We start from the raw sequence: 19119 nt of genomic DNA, 5'->3' as shown, positions 1-19119 counted from the left end.
ATCATTCCGGCTTGCGCGATACCGCGACGGCCATCGGGCGCAGCTGCCGTTCGGCGTCCCCGTAGCCGGGCCGAAGCACCTGAACCACCGTGCCCGGCGGGGCATCGGGGTCCTCGACGACGGTCAGGACCTCGTGCTGTGCCGGGTCGAACGGCACGCCAGTTTCGTCGCGACGTGCGTAGCCCAACCGAGCCAGAACGGCGACCGCCTGGTCCCGTACTGCGCGAACTCCCTCCACGATGCTCGCCGGGTCGGCGTCTGCGTGGGCCAGGGCTAGCTCCAGGTTGTCGATCACGGGCAGCCAGCCAGCCGCGACTTGCGCCCGCTCGGCTGCGCTGGCGCTCTGCAGTTCACGGACGTGTCGTTTGCGCACGTTGTCGAGGTCGGCCACCGCGCGGCGCGCGCGGTCCTCCCAATCGTCCACCGGAGCATCGGGGCGACGCCCGTAGCCGTCTGGTGGGCTCTGGTCCGCGCTATCGAGATCCGCACGGTCGGGATCTGGACGGTTGGGATCTGCACGGTTGGGATCTGGACGGTTGGGATCTGGACGGTTGGGATCTGCACGGTTGGGATTTGCACGGTCGACATCCGCGCTGTCGGGCGGCATCCGGTCCTCCTCAGGCGGGGTTGAAGTCGGCGTCGATCACGTCGTCGTCGTCCGCCTCGGCCCCGAAGCCACCCCCGGGCTCCGACTGGCCCGACGACCCGCCTGACGAAGACCCGCCGGCCCGTGCAGCACTCAACGCCTGCGCGGCCTGCTGCAGTTCGCCGGTCAGTTCGCGCACCCGGGCGAGCGGCGCCTCGTCCTTCAAGGCTTGCCGGGCGTCGGCGATCAACATCTCGGCGCGCGCCTTCTCGTGCACGGGAGCGGCGTCACCGAACTCGGCCAGCCGCCGCTCGAGCTGGTAGGCGGCGCTGTCGAGCTCGTTGCGCGCGTCGACCTGCTCACGTAGGGCCTGATCCTCGCCGCGGTTGCGCTCGGCTTCGGCCACCATCCGCTCGACCTCGGACTTGTCGAGGTTCGCACTCTCGCTGATGGTGATGCCCTGCTCTTTGCCGGTGTCCTTGTCGCGTGCGTTGACGCTGAGGATCCCGTTCGCGTCGAGGTCGAACGTGACGTCGATCTGCGGCTCACCGCGCGGCGCCTGCCGGATGTCGGTCAGCTGGAAGTGTCCGAGCACCCGGTTGTCCGACGCCCGCTCGCGCTCACCCTGCAGCACGGAGATGTCGACGGCCGGCTGGTTGTCCGCCGCCGTGGAGAACGTCTCGCTCCGCCGCGCCGGGATCGTTGTGTTGCGATCGATGATCTTGGTCATGATGCCACCGCGAGTCTCGACACCGAGCGAGAGAGGGGTGACGTCGAGCAGCAGCACGTCGGAGACCTCGCCCTTGAGTACGCCGGCCTGAATGGCGGCACCGAGCGCGACGACCTCGTCAGGGTTGACCGTCATGTTCGGGTCCTTGCCACCGGTGAGTCGGCGGACCAGGGCCTGAACGGCAGGGACGCGCGTGGACCCTCCGACCAGGATGACCTCATCGAGGTCGTTCGCGGTGACCTTTGCATCGCTCATCGCCTGTTGCACGGGGCCGAGCGTGCGTTCGATGAGATCGTGGGTGATCTCTTCGAACGTGGCCCGCGTCAGGGTGCTGGTCAGATGCTTCGGGCCATCGGCCCCGGCGGTGATGAACGGGAGATTGACCTGAGTCTGGGTCACCGAACTCAGTTCGACCTTGGCCTTCTCTGCCCCCTCGAACAGACGCTGCAGCGCCTGCGGGTCCGAGCGCAGGTCGATGCCCTCGTCCCGCTTGAAGTTGTCGGCCAGATAGTCGACCAAGCGGCGGTCGAAGTCGTCGCCGCCGAGATGGGTGTCACCGGCGGTCGAGCGCACCTCGACCACACCGTCGCCGACATCGAGAATGCTGACGTCGAAGGTGCCGCCACCGAGGTCGAAGACGAGCACGGTCTCGTGACCCTTCTTGTCCAGCCCGTAGGCCAAGGCGGCCGCGGTCGGCTCGTTGATGATGCGCAGCACTTCCAGGCCCGCGATGCGGCCCGCGTCCTTGGTGGCCTGGCGCTGAGCGTCGTTGAAGTACGCCGGCACGGTGACGACGGCCTCGGTGACCCGTTCGCCGAGGAACTTGCCGGCGTCCTCGGCGAGCTTGCGCAGCACGAGCGCGCTGATCTCCTCCGGGGCGTAGAGCTTGTCGCGCACCTTGAGGCGGGCTGCCCCATCTGGGCCGGGGACGACATCAAACGTAACTGCCTTTGCTTCCTCTTCGACCTCGTCGTATTTGCGGCCGATGAACCGCTTGGCGGAGTAGATGGTGCCCTTCGGGTTGAGGATCGCCTGCCTGCGGGCCAGTTGGCCGACCAGGCGTTCACCGGATTCCGTGAACGCGACCACCGAAGGTGTGGTCCGCTGCCCTTCGGCGTTGGGAATGACGGTGGGTGCCCCGTTCTCCCAAGCGGCGATAACAGAGTTGGTGGTGCCCAGATCTATACCTACGGCCTTAGCCATGGCGCGGTCCTCTCCTGATCGTCGTTTAGACACCCGACTGGTTCTTGCCACCGGGGGGCGAGGCCCGGTTCAGCAAATCGAGTGCTTGGTCTGCAACTTCGGAATCGACGAGCACCTCATACCTGCTCGGCAGATCACCCGGATCGATGCGAAGGGCGGCGGCCCAGTGGGCGAGGGCCCCCAGAGTCGGCGCAGTTGTTGTGAAATCCGGTGACGCGCCGATCCCTTGTGGTCTTCATGGCCTCCTCAGGCGTGGGCTGGCTGTTGGTCGCCGGCTGGTTGTTGATCGCCCGAGCCGACGTCGACGGTGCGGGCATCGTCGATTTGCCCGTGGCGTTCGCGGTCGCCTGAGGCGATCTTGATCTGGCGCGGCTTGCTCTCCGGGGCGACCGGGATGGTGATGGTTAGCACCCCCTGCTCGTAGGTCGCATTCAAGTTCGCGGGATCGAGGTTGTCGCCGAGAAAGAATTGCCGGCTGGAGCGGCCGTGTGGGCGCTCGTCCACCAGGATTTCGTCCCCGTCCTGGCGGGGTGAGATCCGTTCTGTCTGCACGTTCACGACGTTGCGTTCCACGGTGACCTGTATGTCTTCGGTCCTGACACCGGGCACGTCGATCAGCACGTAGAAGTTGTCGCCTCGGCGGAATGCCTCGGCCGGCATGGCGCGCAGCGGGCCGCCTGAGAGCATCCGCTCGCCGAGCTTGTCTAGCTCGCGGAAGGGGTCGAAACGCATCAGTGTCATCAGATCCTCCTCAAGTGGATATGCCAGTTACACGTTGGCAAGGGCGGCCCCAGTGGCGCGTGGTCCCTGCGGGGCCAACGTCACGGTCCGAATCCACCTGGGAGGTCAGGATGAAGGTGCACCTAGCGTCATAGTCAGCCCCGTTTGGGAGTACATTTCTCCAACGCCACAATTAGCGGCGGCCTCTTCCGTTCGGAAGTGATCGCATGACGGATCTGCCGCAGGGCACCGGGTATGCGCAGGCCACCGGGTATGACGGTGCGACAGGCCGCGCGCAGGTCTCCGATCTGTATGGGCTCTTTACCGTCTCCATGATGATGTTCGGCGAACGGGACGGCGCAGCGATCATGCGACTGTGCACGTCGTCCTTCCCGTCCTTGGGTTCGTTGCGAGTCGAGGCGGCCTTTCTGAACGAGGCTGACTCGATGGTGCCCGTTGATATCGGCCGCGATGTCCCGGAGAGCCTGGCCAGCCAAGTTGCGGACGCCGGCGCACAGGGCGGCCGGGTGGACGTCGACGGTTCGCCGTGGGGCTGGGCGATGCCCTTGATCAGCCTGTCAGGCTGCCGGGGATGTGTTGCGGTGAGCGCCCCGGAGGAGCCGCAGAGATACGAGCTCTTCTTGCTCGACGTGCTTGTCCGACAGACCGCGGCCGCTCTGGAAAATGCGGCCCTCTACCGCGAGGTCGCGCAGTACACAGTGGGCCTGCGGGCGATGAACGAAGAACGCGCAGCCGTCAACGAGCAACTCCGGACCACCGTGCAGGATCTGGAACGCCGGACCCGCATGCACGAGATGCTCACTGAGGCATCGAGAGCTGCCGATGTCCCAGCCGCGCTAGTGAAGGCGTTGCGCGACCTCACGGGATTGGCCGCCGCGGTCGAGGACGCGTTCGGCAACATTCAACAATGGGCCGCGCAGGACAGCCAGAACAAGTACGAACCGCTGTCCAGCGCGGTACGTGACGAGATCTGTCAAGCCGCAATCGCCCGCGCCGGCCGTGCAGTCCGGGCCAAGGGCCGCCTGCTCGCGCTGGCCCGACCGGGCAACGAGATACTCGGCGCGGTGGTGCTGGCCGATCCACGTCGGGTAGCGGGCGACTACGAGTTCTTCGTGCTCGAACACGCAGCGGTGGTGCTCGGGATGGAACTAGCCCATCGCCGCAGCCTGGTCGAAGTCGAACTGCGACTGCGCCGTCAGCTCGTCGACGACCTGATAACGGGAACCGACGACAGCGACAACGCCGTCGTTCGGGCCGCGGCCGTCGGACACGACCTCACGGTGCCCCACCGAGCGGTCGTCATCCGCTGGAGCGGTTTGGCCGACGACGAACTCCTCGCGTCTTCCGTTGAACGCGCAACCACTCAGCTCGGACTCAAATCGCTGATCGCACGACGCTCCAAAAACATCGTCCTGCTGGTCGCTGGCGACCCGCCGGCCAAAGACCTCTACAACCGAATCTGCCGTGAGCTGCACAGCGTCACCGGTTCTGTTGGCATTGGTGGACCGGCTAACGCCTCTGGTGACCTGCCCAGGTCGTACGAGGAGGCGAAGCACGCAGTGGCGATTCGGGCCAAGTCGAGGACGCCACACGGTGTCACGACATTTGAGGACCTCGGCATCTACCGCATCCTCGCGATTGGTGAGCTGGGCGGTGAGATCGCCGCCTACGTCACCCTCTGGCTGGGCTCGTTGATCGAATACGACGCCAAGAGGCACACAACTCTCGTCGAGACGCTGGCAGAATACCTCGACCACGGCGGTAACTACGACCTGACCGCCGCGGCACTCCTCATCCACCGGAGCACCCTGCGTTACCGCCTGCGCCGCATCCGTGAGCTGAGCGGATTCGATCTGGCCGAGGTCGAGAGCCGCCTGAACCTGCACGTAGCGACCCGCGCGTGGCGGATCGTCGACAGCGCCTAACACGACATAGTCACTCAAGGAGGCCGCGATGCCTGTGCCAAGACCTGAATTATCACCGGCTCGTTCAGGAAGTTCGATCTCTCGCCGGTCAATCCAGGCTAGGAATCGGCGACCGCGTCGCCAGAACGGACCAAGGTCAGCATGAACATTCCGGCACCCGGTACCGGCGCCATTTCCGCCGGCGAGCACGTCTGCGCGCTATACACCCGTCATGCCCAGCGGATGGACACGATGGTGCCCTATGTCCGCGAGGGACTTCGCTCCGGTAGCAAATGCATCGCTTTCGTCGGGGATCCCACTCCCTCGGAACTGGTCGACGGCCTCGACGCAGACCTCGATCCACAGGGCCGCATCAGCTCTGGACAGCTGGAGGTCGGCGGCACTGACGACACCTTCTTCACACCAGACGAGTTCGACATCGAGAAGATGTTGGCTTTCTGGCAAGCACGGATCGACCAAAGCGTCAGAGCCGGCTTCGACACGGTCCGCCTGACCGCGGACGCCGCCTGGTGGGGCTCGCAGCTGCCCGCCGGAGACGCATTGATTCGGTACGAGTCGGAGCTCAATCGCCTGGCAGGCCAGGGTCCTCAGTCGATCCTGTGTCTGTATGACCTCAGCAATGCGAGCGGCTCGTTCGTCCTCGACATTCTCAAGGTCCATCCGAGGGTGTTCTTAGGGGCTCTCGAGATGCCCAATCCCTACTACCTGACTCCCGACGAGTTCCTTGCCATGCGAAATACGCCGGCCTAACGACTCCCGCGAGAACGACTGGAAAATGTTCCCGATCAGAGAACCTGATGCAGCGGCTTAGGTGTCAGGCAGGTGGCGAGTGAAGCCGTAGTTTGGCCAGCAGGAGGATGTTAGGCGCCGAGCGACGAATCTGTGCCTCGTGCCGCGCTTCATGAAGACCGAACCCGGAGTCGCCGTGCGGTCCCGCCAAGACTGACGTTGCCTCGGCGTACGCGGCGATCCAGTTGTTCCAGCCCTCGTCATCGTCGGGTCCAGTCGGAGATGCACCGACCCGGTGCGGACCGGGCAGGTACGGATCGGACGGCGCGCTGGCGAGTAAGTAGTGGCGCAGGGCGTCGACGTCGTGCCACAGCACGTGCCCGTACGCGCTGACTTTCTCGAGTGCCTCAGTCAGCAGACGTACCTTTTCGGCCCCGTCGGCCATCTCCAAGCTTGCTTTGAGCGATGGTCGGTTCGGGTCGAGCACTTCAGGCAACGGCATGGGTATTGGTGCTGGGGTCGGTGTGGCTTCCATTCCCTACCCTTTCTCCAAGTCGGCGACGGCAAACGTCCGCTGAGCGGCCGGAATCAGATTGCCTCCTGACGGGCGGCCTGATCTTCGGCCCCATGGATTCATTTCCGCACCGTGGTTCAACCCGGCAGACCAAGTAGGCCGTCCGATTGATCCCGCAGAGCCACCAATACCGCGCAGTTCACTACGCGAGGTCCACGACGCCGTGGGCGACTGAGTTTGAGGATCAGGACCATGAACCGCACTTCTCGTCGAACTGTGGCCCTGGCCCTGGTCCTGGCAGCAACGCTGCTGGTGGCTGGATGCAGGTCCTCGTCGCGACGGCAGGCGACGGCGTCAGCCTCAGCGACCGCGTTGTCGGCCCCCGCCAGCAGCAACGCTCTCGAGACCGAATTCGTGACGACGATCCGAACCGTGCTCCCCTCGGTTGTCCTCATCAGCACCGGCACCTCCCTTGGCTCCGGTGTCGTGTTCGACGACAAAGGCGACATCGTCACCAACGCCCATGTGGTGGGCCACGCGACGTCATTCGAGGTCACCCTCGCGGACAGCACCGTAACCGTGGCCGCCACCTTGGTCGGCAGCTATCCAGCAGGCGACCTAGCGGTGGTCAAGGTAGGCGGAGTGAGCAATCTGCACCCGGCCGCCTTCGGCGACTCGAGCAAGCAGGAGGTCGGCGACATCGTCCTGGCGATGGGCAACCCGCTAGGGCTGGCCAGCAGCGTCACGAATGGCATCATCTCGGCGACGGGTCGCACGGTCACCGAGCCGGCCTCGGCCGATTCGCTTGGAGCGACACTGACCGATTGCCTGCAGACCAGCGCAGACATCAACCCGGGCAACAGCGGTGGCGCGTTGGTCAATCTGGACAATCAAGTGATCGGCATCCCCACCCTGGCTGCCGTCGACCAGGAGCTCGGGGGGACCGCGCCTGGCATCGGATTCGCGATTCCCAGCAACACTGCAAAGGACATCGCCAGCCAGCTCATAGCCACCGGCAAGGTGACCAACTCTCATCGCGCGGGGCTCAACGCCACCGTCACAACCGTGGCCGACGCCAGTGGCAAGCCGGTCGGCGCCGGCATAGTCAGCGTCCAACCGGATGGAGCCGCGGCCAAGGCAGGGCTCAAGCCAGGCGACACCATCGTGGCAGTCAATGGTGTGTCCACTCCGACCGCGGAGGTGCTCAATGCAGTACTCGCGACCCTCCGCCCCGGTCAAACCGTGGACGTGACGGTACACACCAGTGACGGCAAGACCCGAACCGTCAAGGTGACACTCGGCACCGTGTAACGATTGAACTCTCGTTCGAGGCATGATGTGACTGCGATGTCCAGACCCGGAATTCATTCGTATGTAAAGGGAATACAGTGCGGCTTTGCCTTGAGGGTATCTGATGGCCGTTCTCCGAAGTGGCCCCGATACGCGGCGGCGAACCAGCCCAGGTGGGTGAAGCCCCATCGCGCGGCAACATCTGTCACCGTTACGGAACCAGGTTCAGCGGCTGCCAGTTCGCTGCGCACCCGCTCGAGCCGAAGCCGACGGAGGTATGCCATCGGTGCGCAACCTAACGATCTCCGGAAGCCCTCCTGCAGGCTTCGGACGCTGATCGAAACCTCGAACGCCAACTCGGCAACGGTCCAAGCATGTCCAGGTGTCGCCCGCAAAACCTCGACCGCCCGAGCGACCGGACGCGCTCCCGCGGCAGCTGAATCGGCGCGAAGCGCGTCGGAGTAGTTGTGCGGTTGGGACAGCAGGAGGCTCTGCACCAAAACCTGCTCTAGCCGCTGCGCCGCAAGGGGATACTCCAACACCCCAGCGCCATCCTCGGAGGCGGTATCGATTATCTGCAACGCTTGCAAGAACATCCGACCCGATGTGGTGGTCAGGTCCATCTCAGAGGAAAAATCGAGCGGTCGGTTGACACTTCGTCCGAGTAGTTTCTCCAACTGCGACTGCAGCTCCGCCGGAGCCAACATCAAACACACTTGGGCTAAATCTCGATCGCAGTCGAGATCCGCCGGTAGTCCTGGCATGAATACCGCCGCCGTGCGGCGGGTGCAGTAGACGCGATCGCGGCGCCCGCTCCGCATCGTCGCCCGACCGGCCACCGGGATGTCGATGTGATAGTTCGTCGCGTCTGCGGTACGCACTCGGATGGCGTCACCGAGCCGCAGGTAACCCGCTGTGACGTGCCCGACCTTGATCACATTCAGTGACATACTCAGGTTCGTAGAGGTCGAGACATCGACCAGGTCAACCGGCAGAAACGCCTCGCTTATCGCGGATTGAGCCTGGTCGACATCGCTCGCGGACGCGACCGGATGACGCCTGAAGACTTCATGTGAAGGGGTAAACATCTCCCCAGCTTATTGGGTGGCGGGAGCGGCCGCGCCGGATCCGGTGCGAGGACTCCTCGCGTTCAGCGGATTGAGGACCACGCTTTCAGGATTTTGCCGGACTGACGTGATGATTACCGTGAGTAGGCACGTCGATCAACGGTAGCCGGAAGGGCAGCGATGACAGGTAGAGAACTTCGTCGAGTGTATTGCCCACTCTGCAGCCGGAAGGCGATCCTCACGCTCCACCGGAACCCGAGCTCCTCCGGCACGATGTCGATGCCGACTATGGAGACTTTCGAATGCCGGTCGGGGTGCGACCCGTCGGACGAGCAGCTAGCGTCACTCAGTCGTTGCGTTGTGGATTACGGAATCGTGACTACAGCAAACCGGACGCACAACGATCAGCTTATGACGTCGCAGCAACGTACAGCGGTGTTGGACAGGGAGATCAGTGCCTTGGCGGGCTTCGGCTTTCACTTGGAGTGCCGGGTGGGCCACAACATAGCGGTCCTGTCTAACCATATGAGGCAGCGCATTCAGATCTTCGTTGACGAATTTGGGAATGCTGTCCGTTCCTGATGTTCCGCCGCCGCCGTACTACGCCGGCGGTTCGAGGCGGAAGCGCATGGATTCCGCGGTGGCGCGCAACTGCTCGTTGTGGTTGCGGCCGGCCGCAATGGCGACCATCTCGGCGAAATCCCTGCACAACTCCAATGTGCCGATCATCTCGGCGGCAAGATAAACGCTGACGTTCTGTCGCAGCAGGGCTACCGACGCCCGCTGGATGAGACCGGGACCAGCCCACTCAGGCTCACCTCGTTGGGCCGCGAGCGCCGGTCGATCCAAAGCATCAAGGATACGTCGCAGATCAGCGCGCGTCTCGCAGTCAGCGATGGAGACGCGACCACGCCCGCTCACCGCGATATCTTCGGCGAGCTGGCCGACCCGATCGCCACTTTTTGCCAATACCAGAAGGACATCCCGGACTTCCGGGCTCATGTTGATCAGCGCTGGCTCGTCTGTGGTTGCGCTTGCGATGTCAGCCATGTCCGAAGAGTACCGAAGTTATGGGGCTCTCGTTAATGTGTTGCTTGTCTCGCGTTTTAACTTGCGCGGACAGGAGAAATCGTCCATCCGCCTGGGCTTGTCCTGCGTTTGATTGGAGATTCGCGTGAGACCGTTTGATTGGAGATTCGCGTGAGACACCGTCAACCTTCCGAACCTGTCGACGTCTTCAGTCGGCTGGCATTGGCGGCGAGTGACTGCAACACAGCGACGGTTGTAATTTCAGTAGCTCCACCGTCACTCACCAGAGCGGGCAATGACTGGCCCGATCACCCGGACACGCTCGCCACCCGCAACAACCTCGCCCGCTGGCGGGGGCCATCAACTGAACGAGCTCAAGCTGGCTAACACCTAGGAAACACCGGGCTGCGGACCTCCTCGTCGGGAGAGATTCGGATGGTTTCACCCTCGAGTGATGAGGCCCCGAAGGGGACCGTTGGTCACAGTGAAGATGCACCTGCGCACGACTAGGTCGCCGGTGTGTCCTGTCCGTTTCCGATGGTTAAGCACCTGAGCCCGTCCGCTTCGGGCCGTCACACGTGAGGGAGCAGTCCGAGATGGTCAATGCATTCAAGGGTGTTGTGAACGTCGACATCACCAAGTCGACGCCGGATTGGACGCCGTTCGCGCAGCCGATCGCTCCGGACGAGTCCCCGAACATCCTCTATATCGTGTTGGACGATGTCGGATTTTCGGCAATGGAGCCGTTCGGCGGATTGATCGAGACGCCGAATATCAACCGGATCGCGGGCAACGGCCTTGTCTACACGAACTTCCATACGACGGCGTTGTGTTCGCCGACACGCTCGTGCCTGCTTACTGGACGTAATCACACCACGAACAGCATGGCGAGCATCACCGAGGCGGCGGCAGGCTTTCCGAACTCCAGCGGTCACATTCCTTTTGAGTGTGGGAACTTGGCCGAGGTGCTCGGCGAACGCGGTTGGAACACCTACGCGGTGGGCAAGTGGCATCTGACTCCTGAGGATGAGATGAACCTTGCGTCAACACGTAAGCAGTGGCCGGTGGGGCGCGGGTTCGAGCGGTTCTACGGTTTCCTCGGAGCCGAGACCAACCAGTGGTATCCGGACCTCGTCCACGACAATCACACTGTCGACCAGCCCTCGACGCCCGAGGAGGGCTACCACTTCGGCACTGACATCACAGACCATGCGCTCGCCTTCATTCGGGACGCTAAAGCAGTCGCGCCTGAGAAGCCGTTCCTCCTCTACTACTGCCCCGGCGCCTGCCATGCGCCTCATCACGCGCCGGTGGAATGGTCGGACAAATACCGTGGCAAGTTCGACATGGGCTATGAGGCCTACCGCGGGCTGGTCTTCGACCGCCAGAAGAAGATGGGGCTGCTTGCCGAGCACAGTGAGTTGTCGCCCATCAACCCCTACATCGATGAGCGCAGTGTCTCCGGCGAAAAGGGCTGGCCGGAGCTGGATACGGTCCGCCCCTGGGACGCCCTCAGCGACGAGGAGAAGCGGTTGTTCTCACGGATGGCAGAGGTGTACGCCGGATTCCTCAGCCACGCTGACCACGAAATCGGTCGGTTGCTCGACTATCTCGAGCAGAGTGGCCAACTCGAGAACACGATGATCGTGCTGGTGTCGGACAACGGTGCCTCTGGCGAGGGCGGGCCGAACGGGTCGGTCAACGAGAACAAGATCTTCAACGGCCTTCCGGACAAGATCGAGGACAACCTCGCGTTCTTGGATGTCCTCGGCACCCCACTGACCTACAACCACTATCCGACCGGGTGGGCGTGGGCGTTCAACACCCCGTTCAAGATGTGGAAGCGCTACTCCAACTATGAGGGCGGTACGGCTGATCCACTGATCGTCTCCTGGCCCAGCCGCATTACCGGCCGGGGCGTGCGAACTCAGTACACGCACGCCATCGACATCGTTCCGACCGTGTACGAATGCCTTGATGTCAGTCTTCCTGAGGTTCTCAAGGGTTACACCCAGAAACCGCTCGAGGGCGTCAGCTTCGCCGGCAGCTTCAACGACCCGGCAGCGAAGACGGCCAAGAGCACGCAGTTCTATTCAATGGGCGGAACGGCCGCCATCTGGCACGAAGGCTGGAAGGCCGCCAATGTGTCCCCCTCCGCGCCGGATATGTGGGCTGAATACGCGACGCAGCGCTGGGAACTTTTCAATACCGACCTGGACCCGAGCGAGTGCCATGACCTGGCCGGCGAGCATCCAGAGAAACTGCAGGAACTGATCGCGCTGTGGTGGGCGCAAGCGGGGCAGTATCAGGCTCTCCCACTGGAGAATCGAAGCGTCGTCGAAATCCTGGGAACAGAGCGTCCACAGATCGCGAAGCCGCGCAACAGGTACGTCTTCTATCCCGGTTGCGCCGAAGTCCCGGAGTCTGCCGCGCCGAACCTACGCAACCGCTCGTACACGGTCGCCGTCGAAGCAAACCTCGACAGCACGGACGCCAGTGGCGTGCTCTTCTCTCATGGCGCTCGCTTCGGCGGCCATGCCCTTTATCTAAAGGACGGAAAGCTGAAATACGTCTACAACTGGGTCGGCATGGTCGAGCAATTCGTTGAATCCGATCAACCGATTTCAGCGGGGCAAAGCGTATTTTCTGCCACCTTCGAACGTGATGGCAACACGATGCCGACCGAAGGAATCCTGAGCCTGCATATCGGCACAACAAAGGTTGGCGAAGGCCGGATCAAGACCCAACCGGGCAAGTTCTCGATCGCAGGCGAAGGGCTCAACATCGGTAAGGACACCGCGGAGCCGGTTACCGACGACTACCCGGGACAGTCGCCTTGGCCCCTCGTCGGCGGCACCATCGTGCAAGCAGTGGTGGACGTCAGCGGTGAACCATTTGTCGACCTAGCCAACGAGGCCGCGATGGCCTTTGCCCGCGACTGAGGCCGGCGCCGGCACAGCGCGCTCCTCAGCGAGGGCTCATCGGCGTGGGCCGCAGCTCCTCGGTGGTCAACGGCCGAGCTTGCTCATAGGCGCGAATGACCCGAAGCACGCCCGCCTCGTCGCCGGGTCGTCCGATGACCTGTAGGCCTACCGGAAGCCCGTCGACGAAGCCGCACGGAATGGATGCCGCGGGAGCACCGATGTGATTGGCAATGAAGGTGAAGTTGGTTCCCATGTAGGGATCGGCATACGGCGATCCCCAGTTCGGCGGTGCGAGCGGAGCCAGGACCGCCATCGTCGGTGAACAGATGACGTCATAACGATCAAAGAGCGCCAGCACGCTTCGACGGAGATCGTCCTGACGCTGAATCTCAGCCGCGTCCGGAATCGGCTGCTCACGGCCGATGCTCAGCTGCGAGTGCGGGGCCAGCAGGCCACGATTGGCCGAGCAGAGCTCGAGAAACTCCGCTCGCTGAGTGAACGGGACGGTCTCGGCGAAGACTGACCACATCCAGTCCTGAGCACCGCTCAGGTCGGGCGCCTGTTCGGGATTGTCATTGAGATCCCACGATCGTGCCGCAACCTCCGCCTGAAGGGCGAGCAGTCCATCGGGCTCACCCCACGGGTGCTCGATAGGTCGGTCGAGCAACTCGACGATTGCGCCGAGCTCAGCGAGTTGGTCCACGGCCTGCCCCACTACTTGGCGGATCGGCGCTGCCACGGAGATGCGTCCAAAATCGGGCGAGAAGGCGATGCGGGTTCCGATCACACCCAGCTCGAGGCGCTCGAACACGTCGGGCGGCGCGTCGGTCAACGCAGCTGCGTCTCTGCGGTCCGGCCCGGCGATGACGTGCTGGAGCAACGCGGCATCGCGCACGTTCCGGGCGATGGGTCCGAGGCTGCCTGCCAGGCTGTAGCTGAAGCTGCCGTAACTCGGCACCCGTCCGGGCGTGGGATACAGACCGGTCGCACCGCACAACGACGAAGGGATGCGGATCGAGCCGCCGCCGTCCGAACCCACAGAGAGCGGCACCAGACCAGCCGCGACACACGCCGCCGAGCCGCCGCTGGAAGCTCCCGAGATCCTGGTCGGATCCCACGGATTCACAGACTCCGGGCCCAGTCGGTTCTTCGATCTCGGCCAGGACGCAAACTCGGGCAGGCTGGTCTTGCCAACGATGATCGCTCCCGCCCGGCGCAGCCGCTCGGCCACGGTGCCGTCCCGATCGGGGGTGAACCGGGCAAAGACCAAGGATCCGCCGGACGAGGCGATGCCTTCGGTCCAAACCTCGTCCTTCACCGTGACGGGCACTCCGTGCAATGGGCCGAGCGCAGCGCCGCTGAGCACCGCAGTCTCGGCCTCGGCAGCTTCTTCCAGCGCCCGATCGGCGGCGACCGTTATCAGTGAATGCAGCGTCGGCTCCAGGGTTTCGATGCGATCCAGACAGTCCTGGACCACCTCGATCGGAGAGATCTCACGCCGGGCGATCAAGCCCTGGAGTTGCTCAGCTGTTGCCCAATGCAGGTCGTCGCTCACGAATCTGCTCCTGTCATGGCTTGACGATAGATGTCAAATCATGACAGGATCTCGATCCTTGGGCAAGGTCTCGACCCGACGGGTGATCCATTGCGATCGAAAGGTCAGAAAGCCTCAACCATGGCGGCCTTGAGGCGCCGTATTGCCTCCGCGATCAAGGGTCGACGGTCTTCATTTCGAATGATCGACCGCTCGCTCACCGAGATCAGGACACTCACAGCAACCCCGCCGAAAAGCTCGGCATCACCGCGGCTGATGGCGGGCTGCGTGAGGCGCGCCTTGAGGGCATCGGCGACGAGCGCGCGGAATCCTGACTGAACCACGCCTTCGACATATCGCAGCTCGTCCGGAAGATCTCGACAGATCGTGACCCAGGTCCAGAACTCCTCCTCGGTCGCATCACTCCAACCCGAAGCGGCTCGAAGCGCGGCCTCCAGTGGCGGCTCTTCGCGCGGTCGCGAGGCGATGGCGTCCGGTAGGAACTTCGCCGAACGGAGCGCAAAAGCTGAGAGAATTTGCTCTTTGGAGGAGAAGTAGCGATACACCGTTCTGCTCGTGACACCCACGGCGGAGGCGATGGCGTCCATGCTGACCTCTGCATATCCACGCTCGAGGAAGAGCGCGATCGCATGATCCACGATCGCCCACTTGGCGCTCTCGCGCCGACCTTCCGAGGCGGCCCAACTCAACGACTGCACTGCGCCTCCAGCCAAGACGGTTTCGAGTTACTCAACTGCATTGGTCAGATTCGCTTGTAATCCGCGCAGGATCGCAGCCAGGCCGTAGTCGAAGATCTCATCCGCTGTCCGCTGGTTGTCGGGCCGGTGATACGCGGCGGGGGCATCGACTTGTGCGTGATCCGGGTCGCTGAAGGCCTCGTCCAGCCCCAGCTGGCCGGTGACGAAGGTGAAGAGGGCATCGAAGGCGAGAGTGGCCTCCACTGGGCTGAAGCCGGCCTCGCGCAGGATGGCAATCAGCGCATCCGCCAGCCGGATTGCGTGCGGGGTCGGACCGTACGCGGCTACAACCTGCCGAGAACCACGAACCTGCAGCAGGGCATCTCTGGCGCCGCGCTCGATCAAAGCCACCCGCTGTGCCCAATTGCCCGCGTCTGCCTCGGGCACGTCGACTTCTGCCAGAACCGCATCGACGATGAGCTGAGACAGCTCCTGCTTGTTGCTCACGTAGCCGTAGGCGGTCATCGCCGACACCCCGAGTTCGTCGGCGAGCGCGGCCATGGTCAAGGTCGCGAACCCGCCGCGCCGCGCGATTCGAAGGCCGGCGGCGATCACCTCGGCGCGGGAGACGCGCGGGGGCCGGCCGCGCGTCGGAGACACTTTCGGTTCGGCCATGCACAGACGATACGAGAGCCTCATCGACCGTGCGCCGCACTAGTCGGCTTCGGTCAGGGTCTTGACGGGAACCGATTTATTTTATTAGATAAAACAATCATCGCCGTGGTCGGCGTCACTGGCACGACCCGGATCGACCCAGCTTGGTGCACCGTGGCCGAAGCAGCTGGTGCGAAGGCCCCGAGTTCAAGACTTCGAATCAATTCGAATCAAGGAGAACACCATGACGGTTGCCGACGAGACCTCGCGAACCGAGGTCGGAACTGCCAAGATCCTTCGTCTGGACGAGGTCAACACTGTCGAATCGGGTCCGGGTGAGCATTTCGCGCTCTACGACCAGCTTCGTGAGCAGGCGCGCATGCACCCAGGTGTCGCGGGTGCGGAGGATCACCCGTTCTGGATCGTGAGCGAGATGGAAGACATGCTCCGGTGCTTTCAGGACCCGGAGGTGTTCTCCAGCAGCGCGGTGACGCCCGCCGAGCCGGACCCGCCGTACCTCTGGATCCCCGAGATGCTCGACGGTAAGCGGCACCAGCGCTGGCGTCAGCTGCTGGGGCCATTCTTTGCACCCGGAGCCGTGGCGAAACTCAAGCCTCGAGTCCACGAGGTCATGACCGAGATCCTGGACGACGTGGCCGACCGTGGTGAGTGCGACTACGTCGCCGATGTTGCGCTTCGATTCCCGAACACCGTCTTCATGGAGATCATGGGTCTGCCGGTGGCCGATGCCGCGCAATTCCAGGTCTGGGAAACGGCGATCCTGCACGGTGGCTCCTCACCCGAGATAGCGATGAAGGGAATGATGGATGTCATGGGCTACTTCTCGGCGCTGGTCCAGGAGCGCCGGAAGCAACCTCGCGAAGACATGTTGAGCGCCGCCCTGACGTGGCGGATCGAGGATGAGCCTGTCAGCGACGACGACCTTCTGGCGTTCTGTCTGCTGATGTTCATGGCTGGCCTCGATACAGTCGCCGCGCAGTTGTCGTACTCGACGTACCACCTGGCCAAGCACCCGGACGACAGGCGTCGCCTGAACGAGAATCCAGATCTTTGGCCGGCGGCGATCGAGGAGTTCCTGCGCTACTACTCCTTCGTGTCACCAGGTCGCAAAGCGATGGCCGACGCCGAGGTTGGCGGCTGCCCGGTCAAGGCAGGGCAAATGGTTTGGCTTCCGCTGGCCTCGGCCAACCGCGATCCGAAAGAATTTGTCGACGCAGACAGGGTTGTGATCGATCGAGAAGAGAACAGGCATCTCGCCTTCGGGGCCGGTCCGCATCGCTGCCTCGGCTCACACCTGGCCCGGCAGGAGTTGTTCATCGGTCTCACTGAATGGCACAAGCGCATCCCGGACTACGAGTTGAACCCCAGCGTGCCCATCACAGAGCACGGCGGTCAGGTCGGCCTCGACAACCTGCCGCTGCGGTGGAACATCGGGTAACGATTCGGCCCTGGAACTGCCCGATGGCGAAATGTTGTACTGGGTGCATGAATTCTCAGTAGAATCCCGGGTGTGAACACGTATGAGGCGGACGGGCGCGAACTCGGCGCCCGCGACCGTAAGAAGCTCGGCACCTGGTTCGCGATCAGAGACGCGGGCGTACGCCTGTTCATGGAGCGCGGCTTCGATGCGGTCAGCATCGAGGATATCGCTGCCGCCGCTGGTGTTTCTCGCACGACCTTCTTCAACTACTTCGCCGGCAAGGAGGCGCTGATCCGGGACTGCGAGCCGGGCGAGCGCGAAACCTGGCAGCATTTGCTCGACCGTCCTGAGGACGAACCGCTGTGGGATTCACTCGTCGCCTTGCTGGTCGGGTTTGCTGAATTCAGGGCCGAGAAGCTCATTGCCGCACGGTGGTTGATGCTCAGATCGCCCGAGGTGCAGGCACTGCCGTTTTTTCGGCAGCACGCCACCTGCGAGGACATCGAATCCTTCGTGCGGCGCCGGACCCGTCCTGGCAACGAACTCGAGGCCGAGCTCTTCCTGAGCGTCGCGCTGGCCGCCGGCGAGACCGCGTTTCGCCAGTGGTCACCGACCGTTCCCTTCGCCGAGTTCCTCGCGAGCGCGTTGCTTTGCTTGCAACGTATCGGCCGGGGTCTCGGGGGAGGTCTCGGCCAGAATCCCCTGACACGCGTCTCCTGAGATACGAGCGCGGGCACTTGCGCGCGCTCGCAGAGCCGTCTAGCGTCCAGTCCCGCGGCAATCTATGCACTCAGTCCAACTTTCTTGCGAGGTAGACGATGTCTGGTCCGATGCAAGGCGTTCGAGTTGTTGAGCTCGCCCAGTTCACCTTCGTCCCGGCCTCCGGCGGCGTGTTGGCAGACTGGGGTGCCGACGTGATCAAGGTCGAGCACGTCGAGACCGGCGACTCGCAGCGCGCGCTGGTGAACATCATGGGTCTTGACAAGTTCACCGAGACGGAGTTCTTCCCGATCATGGAAGGGCCTAACCGCGGCAAGCGCAGCATCGGTCTGGACCTGGAGTCAGCGGGTGGTCGAAAGGTTCTGGAGGCGTTACTGAAGACGGCCGATGTGTTCGTCACGAACTTCAGGGAGGCAACCCGGAAGAAGCTGAACCTCGACGTAGCAGACATCCGGGCGATCAACCCGAAGATCATCTACTTTCGTGGCACCGGCCAGGGTGTCCGTGGTGCGGACGGTCCCAGCGGTGGCTATGACCAGACCTCGTTCTGGGCACGATCGGGCATCGCCAACGCGGTAACGCCTCGGAGTTTCGACCGGATGATCCCGCAGCCCACCGGCGCCTTCGGCGACAACATGGGTGGTATGACGATCGCGGGCGGTATCGCGGCCGCGTTGTACAAGCGGGCCATCACCGGTGAGCCTTCGGTGATCGACGTTTCCCTGCTCAGCACCGGAATGTGGGTTGCCTCCTACGGCATCAATCACTCGCTGCTGTTGGGTGAATCGCTGCCGCCGATGGACCCTCCGCAAAACGGCTCGGCGCGAAACCCGCTCTCGGGTGGGCCGTACCGGACCAAGGACGGACGCTTTATCCAGATGGGGATGCTGCAACCGGGTAGGTACTGGCCCGAGGTCCTCGGACGCCTCGGGCGGCAAGATCTCGTCGACGACGAGCGGTTCAACGACGCGCAGAAAATCATGGACAACTCAGCTGAGGCCGCCGTGCTGCTCGCTGAGATCATCAGCGAGATCACGCTCGAGGAGTGGCGTGAAGCGATGAAGGGTGCTCAGGGCCAGTGGGCGCTCATCCAGAATTTCTTGGAGGCCGGCAACGACCCACAGGCCCGCGACAACGGCTACATCCGCACAGTCACCGACCACACCGGCGTCAAACGTGAACTGGTATCGAACCCGGTGCAGTTCGACGAGACGCCGCCGGACATCACTCGGGCACCGCAGTTCGCTGAGCACACCGACGAGATACTGCGCGAGATCGGAATCGACGACGAGGAACTCATCGAGCTCAAGATCGCCGGCGCGGTCACCTAGCCC

16 protein-coding genes are annotated in these 19119 nt (G+C 63.5%); 7 read left to right on the top strand and 9 right to left on the bottom strand.

The genetic code is table 11. The features are described 5' to 3' along the window. Nucleotide 1 precedes the first annotated feature (1 nt). The 3 genes from grpE to ACSMXN_RS20175 all read right to left on the bottom strand — a co-directional run bounded on the left by grpE (nt 2) and on the right by ACSMXN_RS20175 (nt 3260). A complete protein-coding gene (gene grpE / locus ACSMXN_RS20185) occupies nt 2-607 on the bottom strand; it encodes a nucleotide exchange factor GrpE (RefSeq protein ID WP_022914585.1) in 606 nt (201 codons plus the stop codon). Between the two features lie 10 nt (nt 608-617). Then, the gene (gene dnaK, locus ACSMXN_RS20180; RefSeq protein WP_022914586.1) at nt 618-2519 is read right to left on the bottom strand and encodes a molecular chaperone DnaK; all 1902 of its coding nucleotides are present in this window, start codon (nt 2517-2519) and stop codon (nt 618-620) included. A 246-nt stretch (nt 2520-2765) separates the two neighbouring features. Next, a complete protein-coding gene (locus ACSMXN_RS20175) occupies nt 2766-3260 on the bottom strand; it encodes an Hsp20/alpha crystallin family protein (protein ID WP_022914588.1) in 495 nt (164 codons plus the stop codon). Between the two features lie 206 nt (nt 3261-3466). Here ACSMXN_RS20175 and ACSMXN_RS20170 point away from each other — a divergent pair, with 206 nt between their 5' ends. Together ACSMXN_RS20170 and ACSMXN_RS20165 are read left to right on the top strand one after the other, a co-directional pair. Next, a complete protein-coding gene (locus ACSMXN_RS20170) occupies nt 3467-5185 on the top strand; it encodes a helix-turn-helix domain-containing protein (protein WP_022914589.1) in 1719 nt (572 codons plus the stop codon). Between the two features lie 141 nt (nt 5186-5326). Next, a complete protein-coding gene (locus tag ACSMXN_RS20165; RefSeq protein WP_022914590.1) occupies nt 5327-5935 on the top strand; it encodes an MEDS domain-containing protein in 609 nt (202 codons plus the stop codon). A 64-nt stretch (nt 5936-5999) separates the two neighbouring features. Here ACSMXN_RS20165 and ACSMXN_RS20160 read toward each other — a convergent pair whose 3' ends face one another. Further along, nucleotides 6000-6449, bottom strand: coding sequence for a hypothetical protein (locus tag ACSMXN_RS20160; RefSeq protein ID WP_155958482.1), 450 nt, complete (start codon nt 6447-6449; stop codon nt 6000-6002). 231 nt (nt 6450-6680) lie between these two features. Here ACSMXN_RS20160 and ACSMXN_RS20155 point away from each other — a divergent pair, with 231 nt between their 5' ends. After that, on the top strand, nt 6681-7739 hold the full coding sequence (locus ACSMXN_RS20155) for a trypsin-like peptidase domain-containing protein (RefSeq protein WP_051148980.1): 1059 nt from the start codon (nt 6681-6683) through the stop codon (nt 7737-7739). A gap of 53 nt (nt 7740-7792) precedes the next feature. Here ACSMXN_RS20155 and ACSMXN_RS20150 read toward each other — a convergent pair whose 3' ends face one another. Both ACSMXN_RS20150 and ACSMXN_RS20145 read right to left on the bottom strand, forming a co-directional pair. Then, nucleotides 7793-8806 carry an AraC family transcriptional regulator gene (locus ACSMXN_RS20150; RefSeq protein WP_022914593.1) on the bottom strand — a complete coding sequence of 338 codons (1014 nt, stop codon included), beginning with the start codon at nt 8804-8806 and terminating at the stop codon, nt 7793-7795. 579 nt (nt 8807-9385) lie between these two features. Continuing rightward, nucleotides 9386-9835 carry a hypothetical protein gene (locus ACSMXN_RS20145; protein ID WP_022914595.1) on the bottom strand — a complete coding sequence of 150 codons (450 nt, stop codon included), beginning with the start codon at nt 9833-9835 and terminating at the stop codon, nt 9386-9388. Between the two features lie 575 nt (nt 9836-10410). Here ACSMXN_RS20145 and ACSMXN_RS20140 point away from each other — a divergent pair. Then, nucleotides 10411-12756, top strand: a complete 2346-nt coding sequence (locus ACSMXN_RS20140) for an arylsulfatase (protein WP_022914596.1) — start codon at nt 10411-10413, stop codon at nt 12754-12756. A gap of 25 nt (nt 12757-12781) precedes the next feature. Here the strand turns inward: ACSMXN_RS20140 and ACSMXN_RS20135 are convergent, their stop codons facing one another. The 3 genes from ACSMXN_RS20135 to ACSMXN_RS20125 all read right to left on the bottom strand — a co-directional run bounded on the left by ACSMXN_RS20135 (nt 12782) and on the right by ACSMXN_RS20125 (nt 15645). Beyond that, nucleotides 12782-14293 (bottom strand): amidase, encoded by a 1512-nt coding sequence (locus ACSMXN_RS20135; protein ID WP_022914597.1) that lies wholly within the window; start codon nt 14291-14293, stop codon nt 12782-12784. A 104-nt stretch (nt 14294-14397) separates the two neighbouring features. Then, complete coding sequence (locus ACSMXN_RS20130; protein ID WP_022914598.1) at nt 14398-14991, bottom strand: TetR/AcrR family transcriptional regulator; 594 nt, start codon at nt 14989-14991, stop codon at nt 14398-14400. A 27-nt stretch (nt 14992-15018) separates the two neighbouring features. Next, on the bottom strand, nt 15019-15645 hold the full coding sequence (locus ACSMXN_RS20125) for a TetR/AcrR family transcriptional regulator C-terminal domain-containing protein (RefSeq protein WP_022914599.1): 627 nt from the start codon (nt 15643-15645) through the stop codon (nt 15019-15021). Between the two features lie 223 nt (nt 15646-15868). Here ACSMXN_RS20125 and ACSMXN_RS20120 point away from each other — a divergent pair, with 223 nt between their 5' ends. From ACSMXN_RS20120 to ACSMXN_RS20110, 3 genes are all read left to right on the top strand, one after another. Next, nucleotides 15869-17083, top strand: a complete 1215-nt coding sequence (locus ACSMXN_RS20120) for a cytochrome P450 (RefSeq protein WP_155958483.1) — start codon at nt 15869-15871, stop codon at nt 17081-17083. A gap of 72 nt (nt 17084-17155) precedes the next feature. Continuing rightward, the gene (locus tag ACSMXN_RS20115) at nt 17156-17785 is read left to right on the top strand and encodes a TetR/AcrR family transcriptional regulator (protein ID WP_022914601.1); all 630 of its coding nucleotides are present in this window, start codon (nt 17156-17158) and stop codon (nt 17783-17785) included. 98 nt (nt 17786-17883) lie between these two features. Next, a complete protein-coding gene (locus tag ACSMXN_RS20110; protein ID WP_027139754.1) occupies nt 17884-19116 on the top strand; it encodes a CoA transferase in 1233 nt (410 codons plus the stop codon). Nucleotides 19117-19119 lie beyond the last annotated feature (3 nt).

The sequence above is a fragment of the Parajatrophihabitans canadensis genome (genome assembly GCF_053764775.1).
Note: the sequence above shows the minus strand (reverse complement) of the source record. Positions and strands in the feature narration are given on the sequence as shown.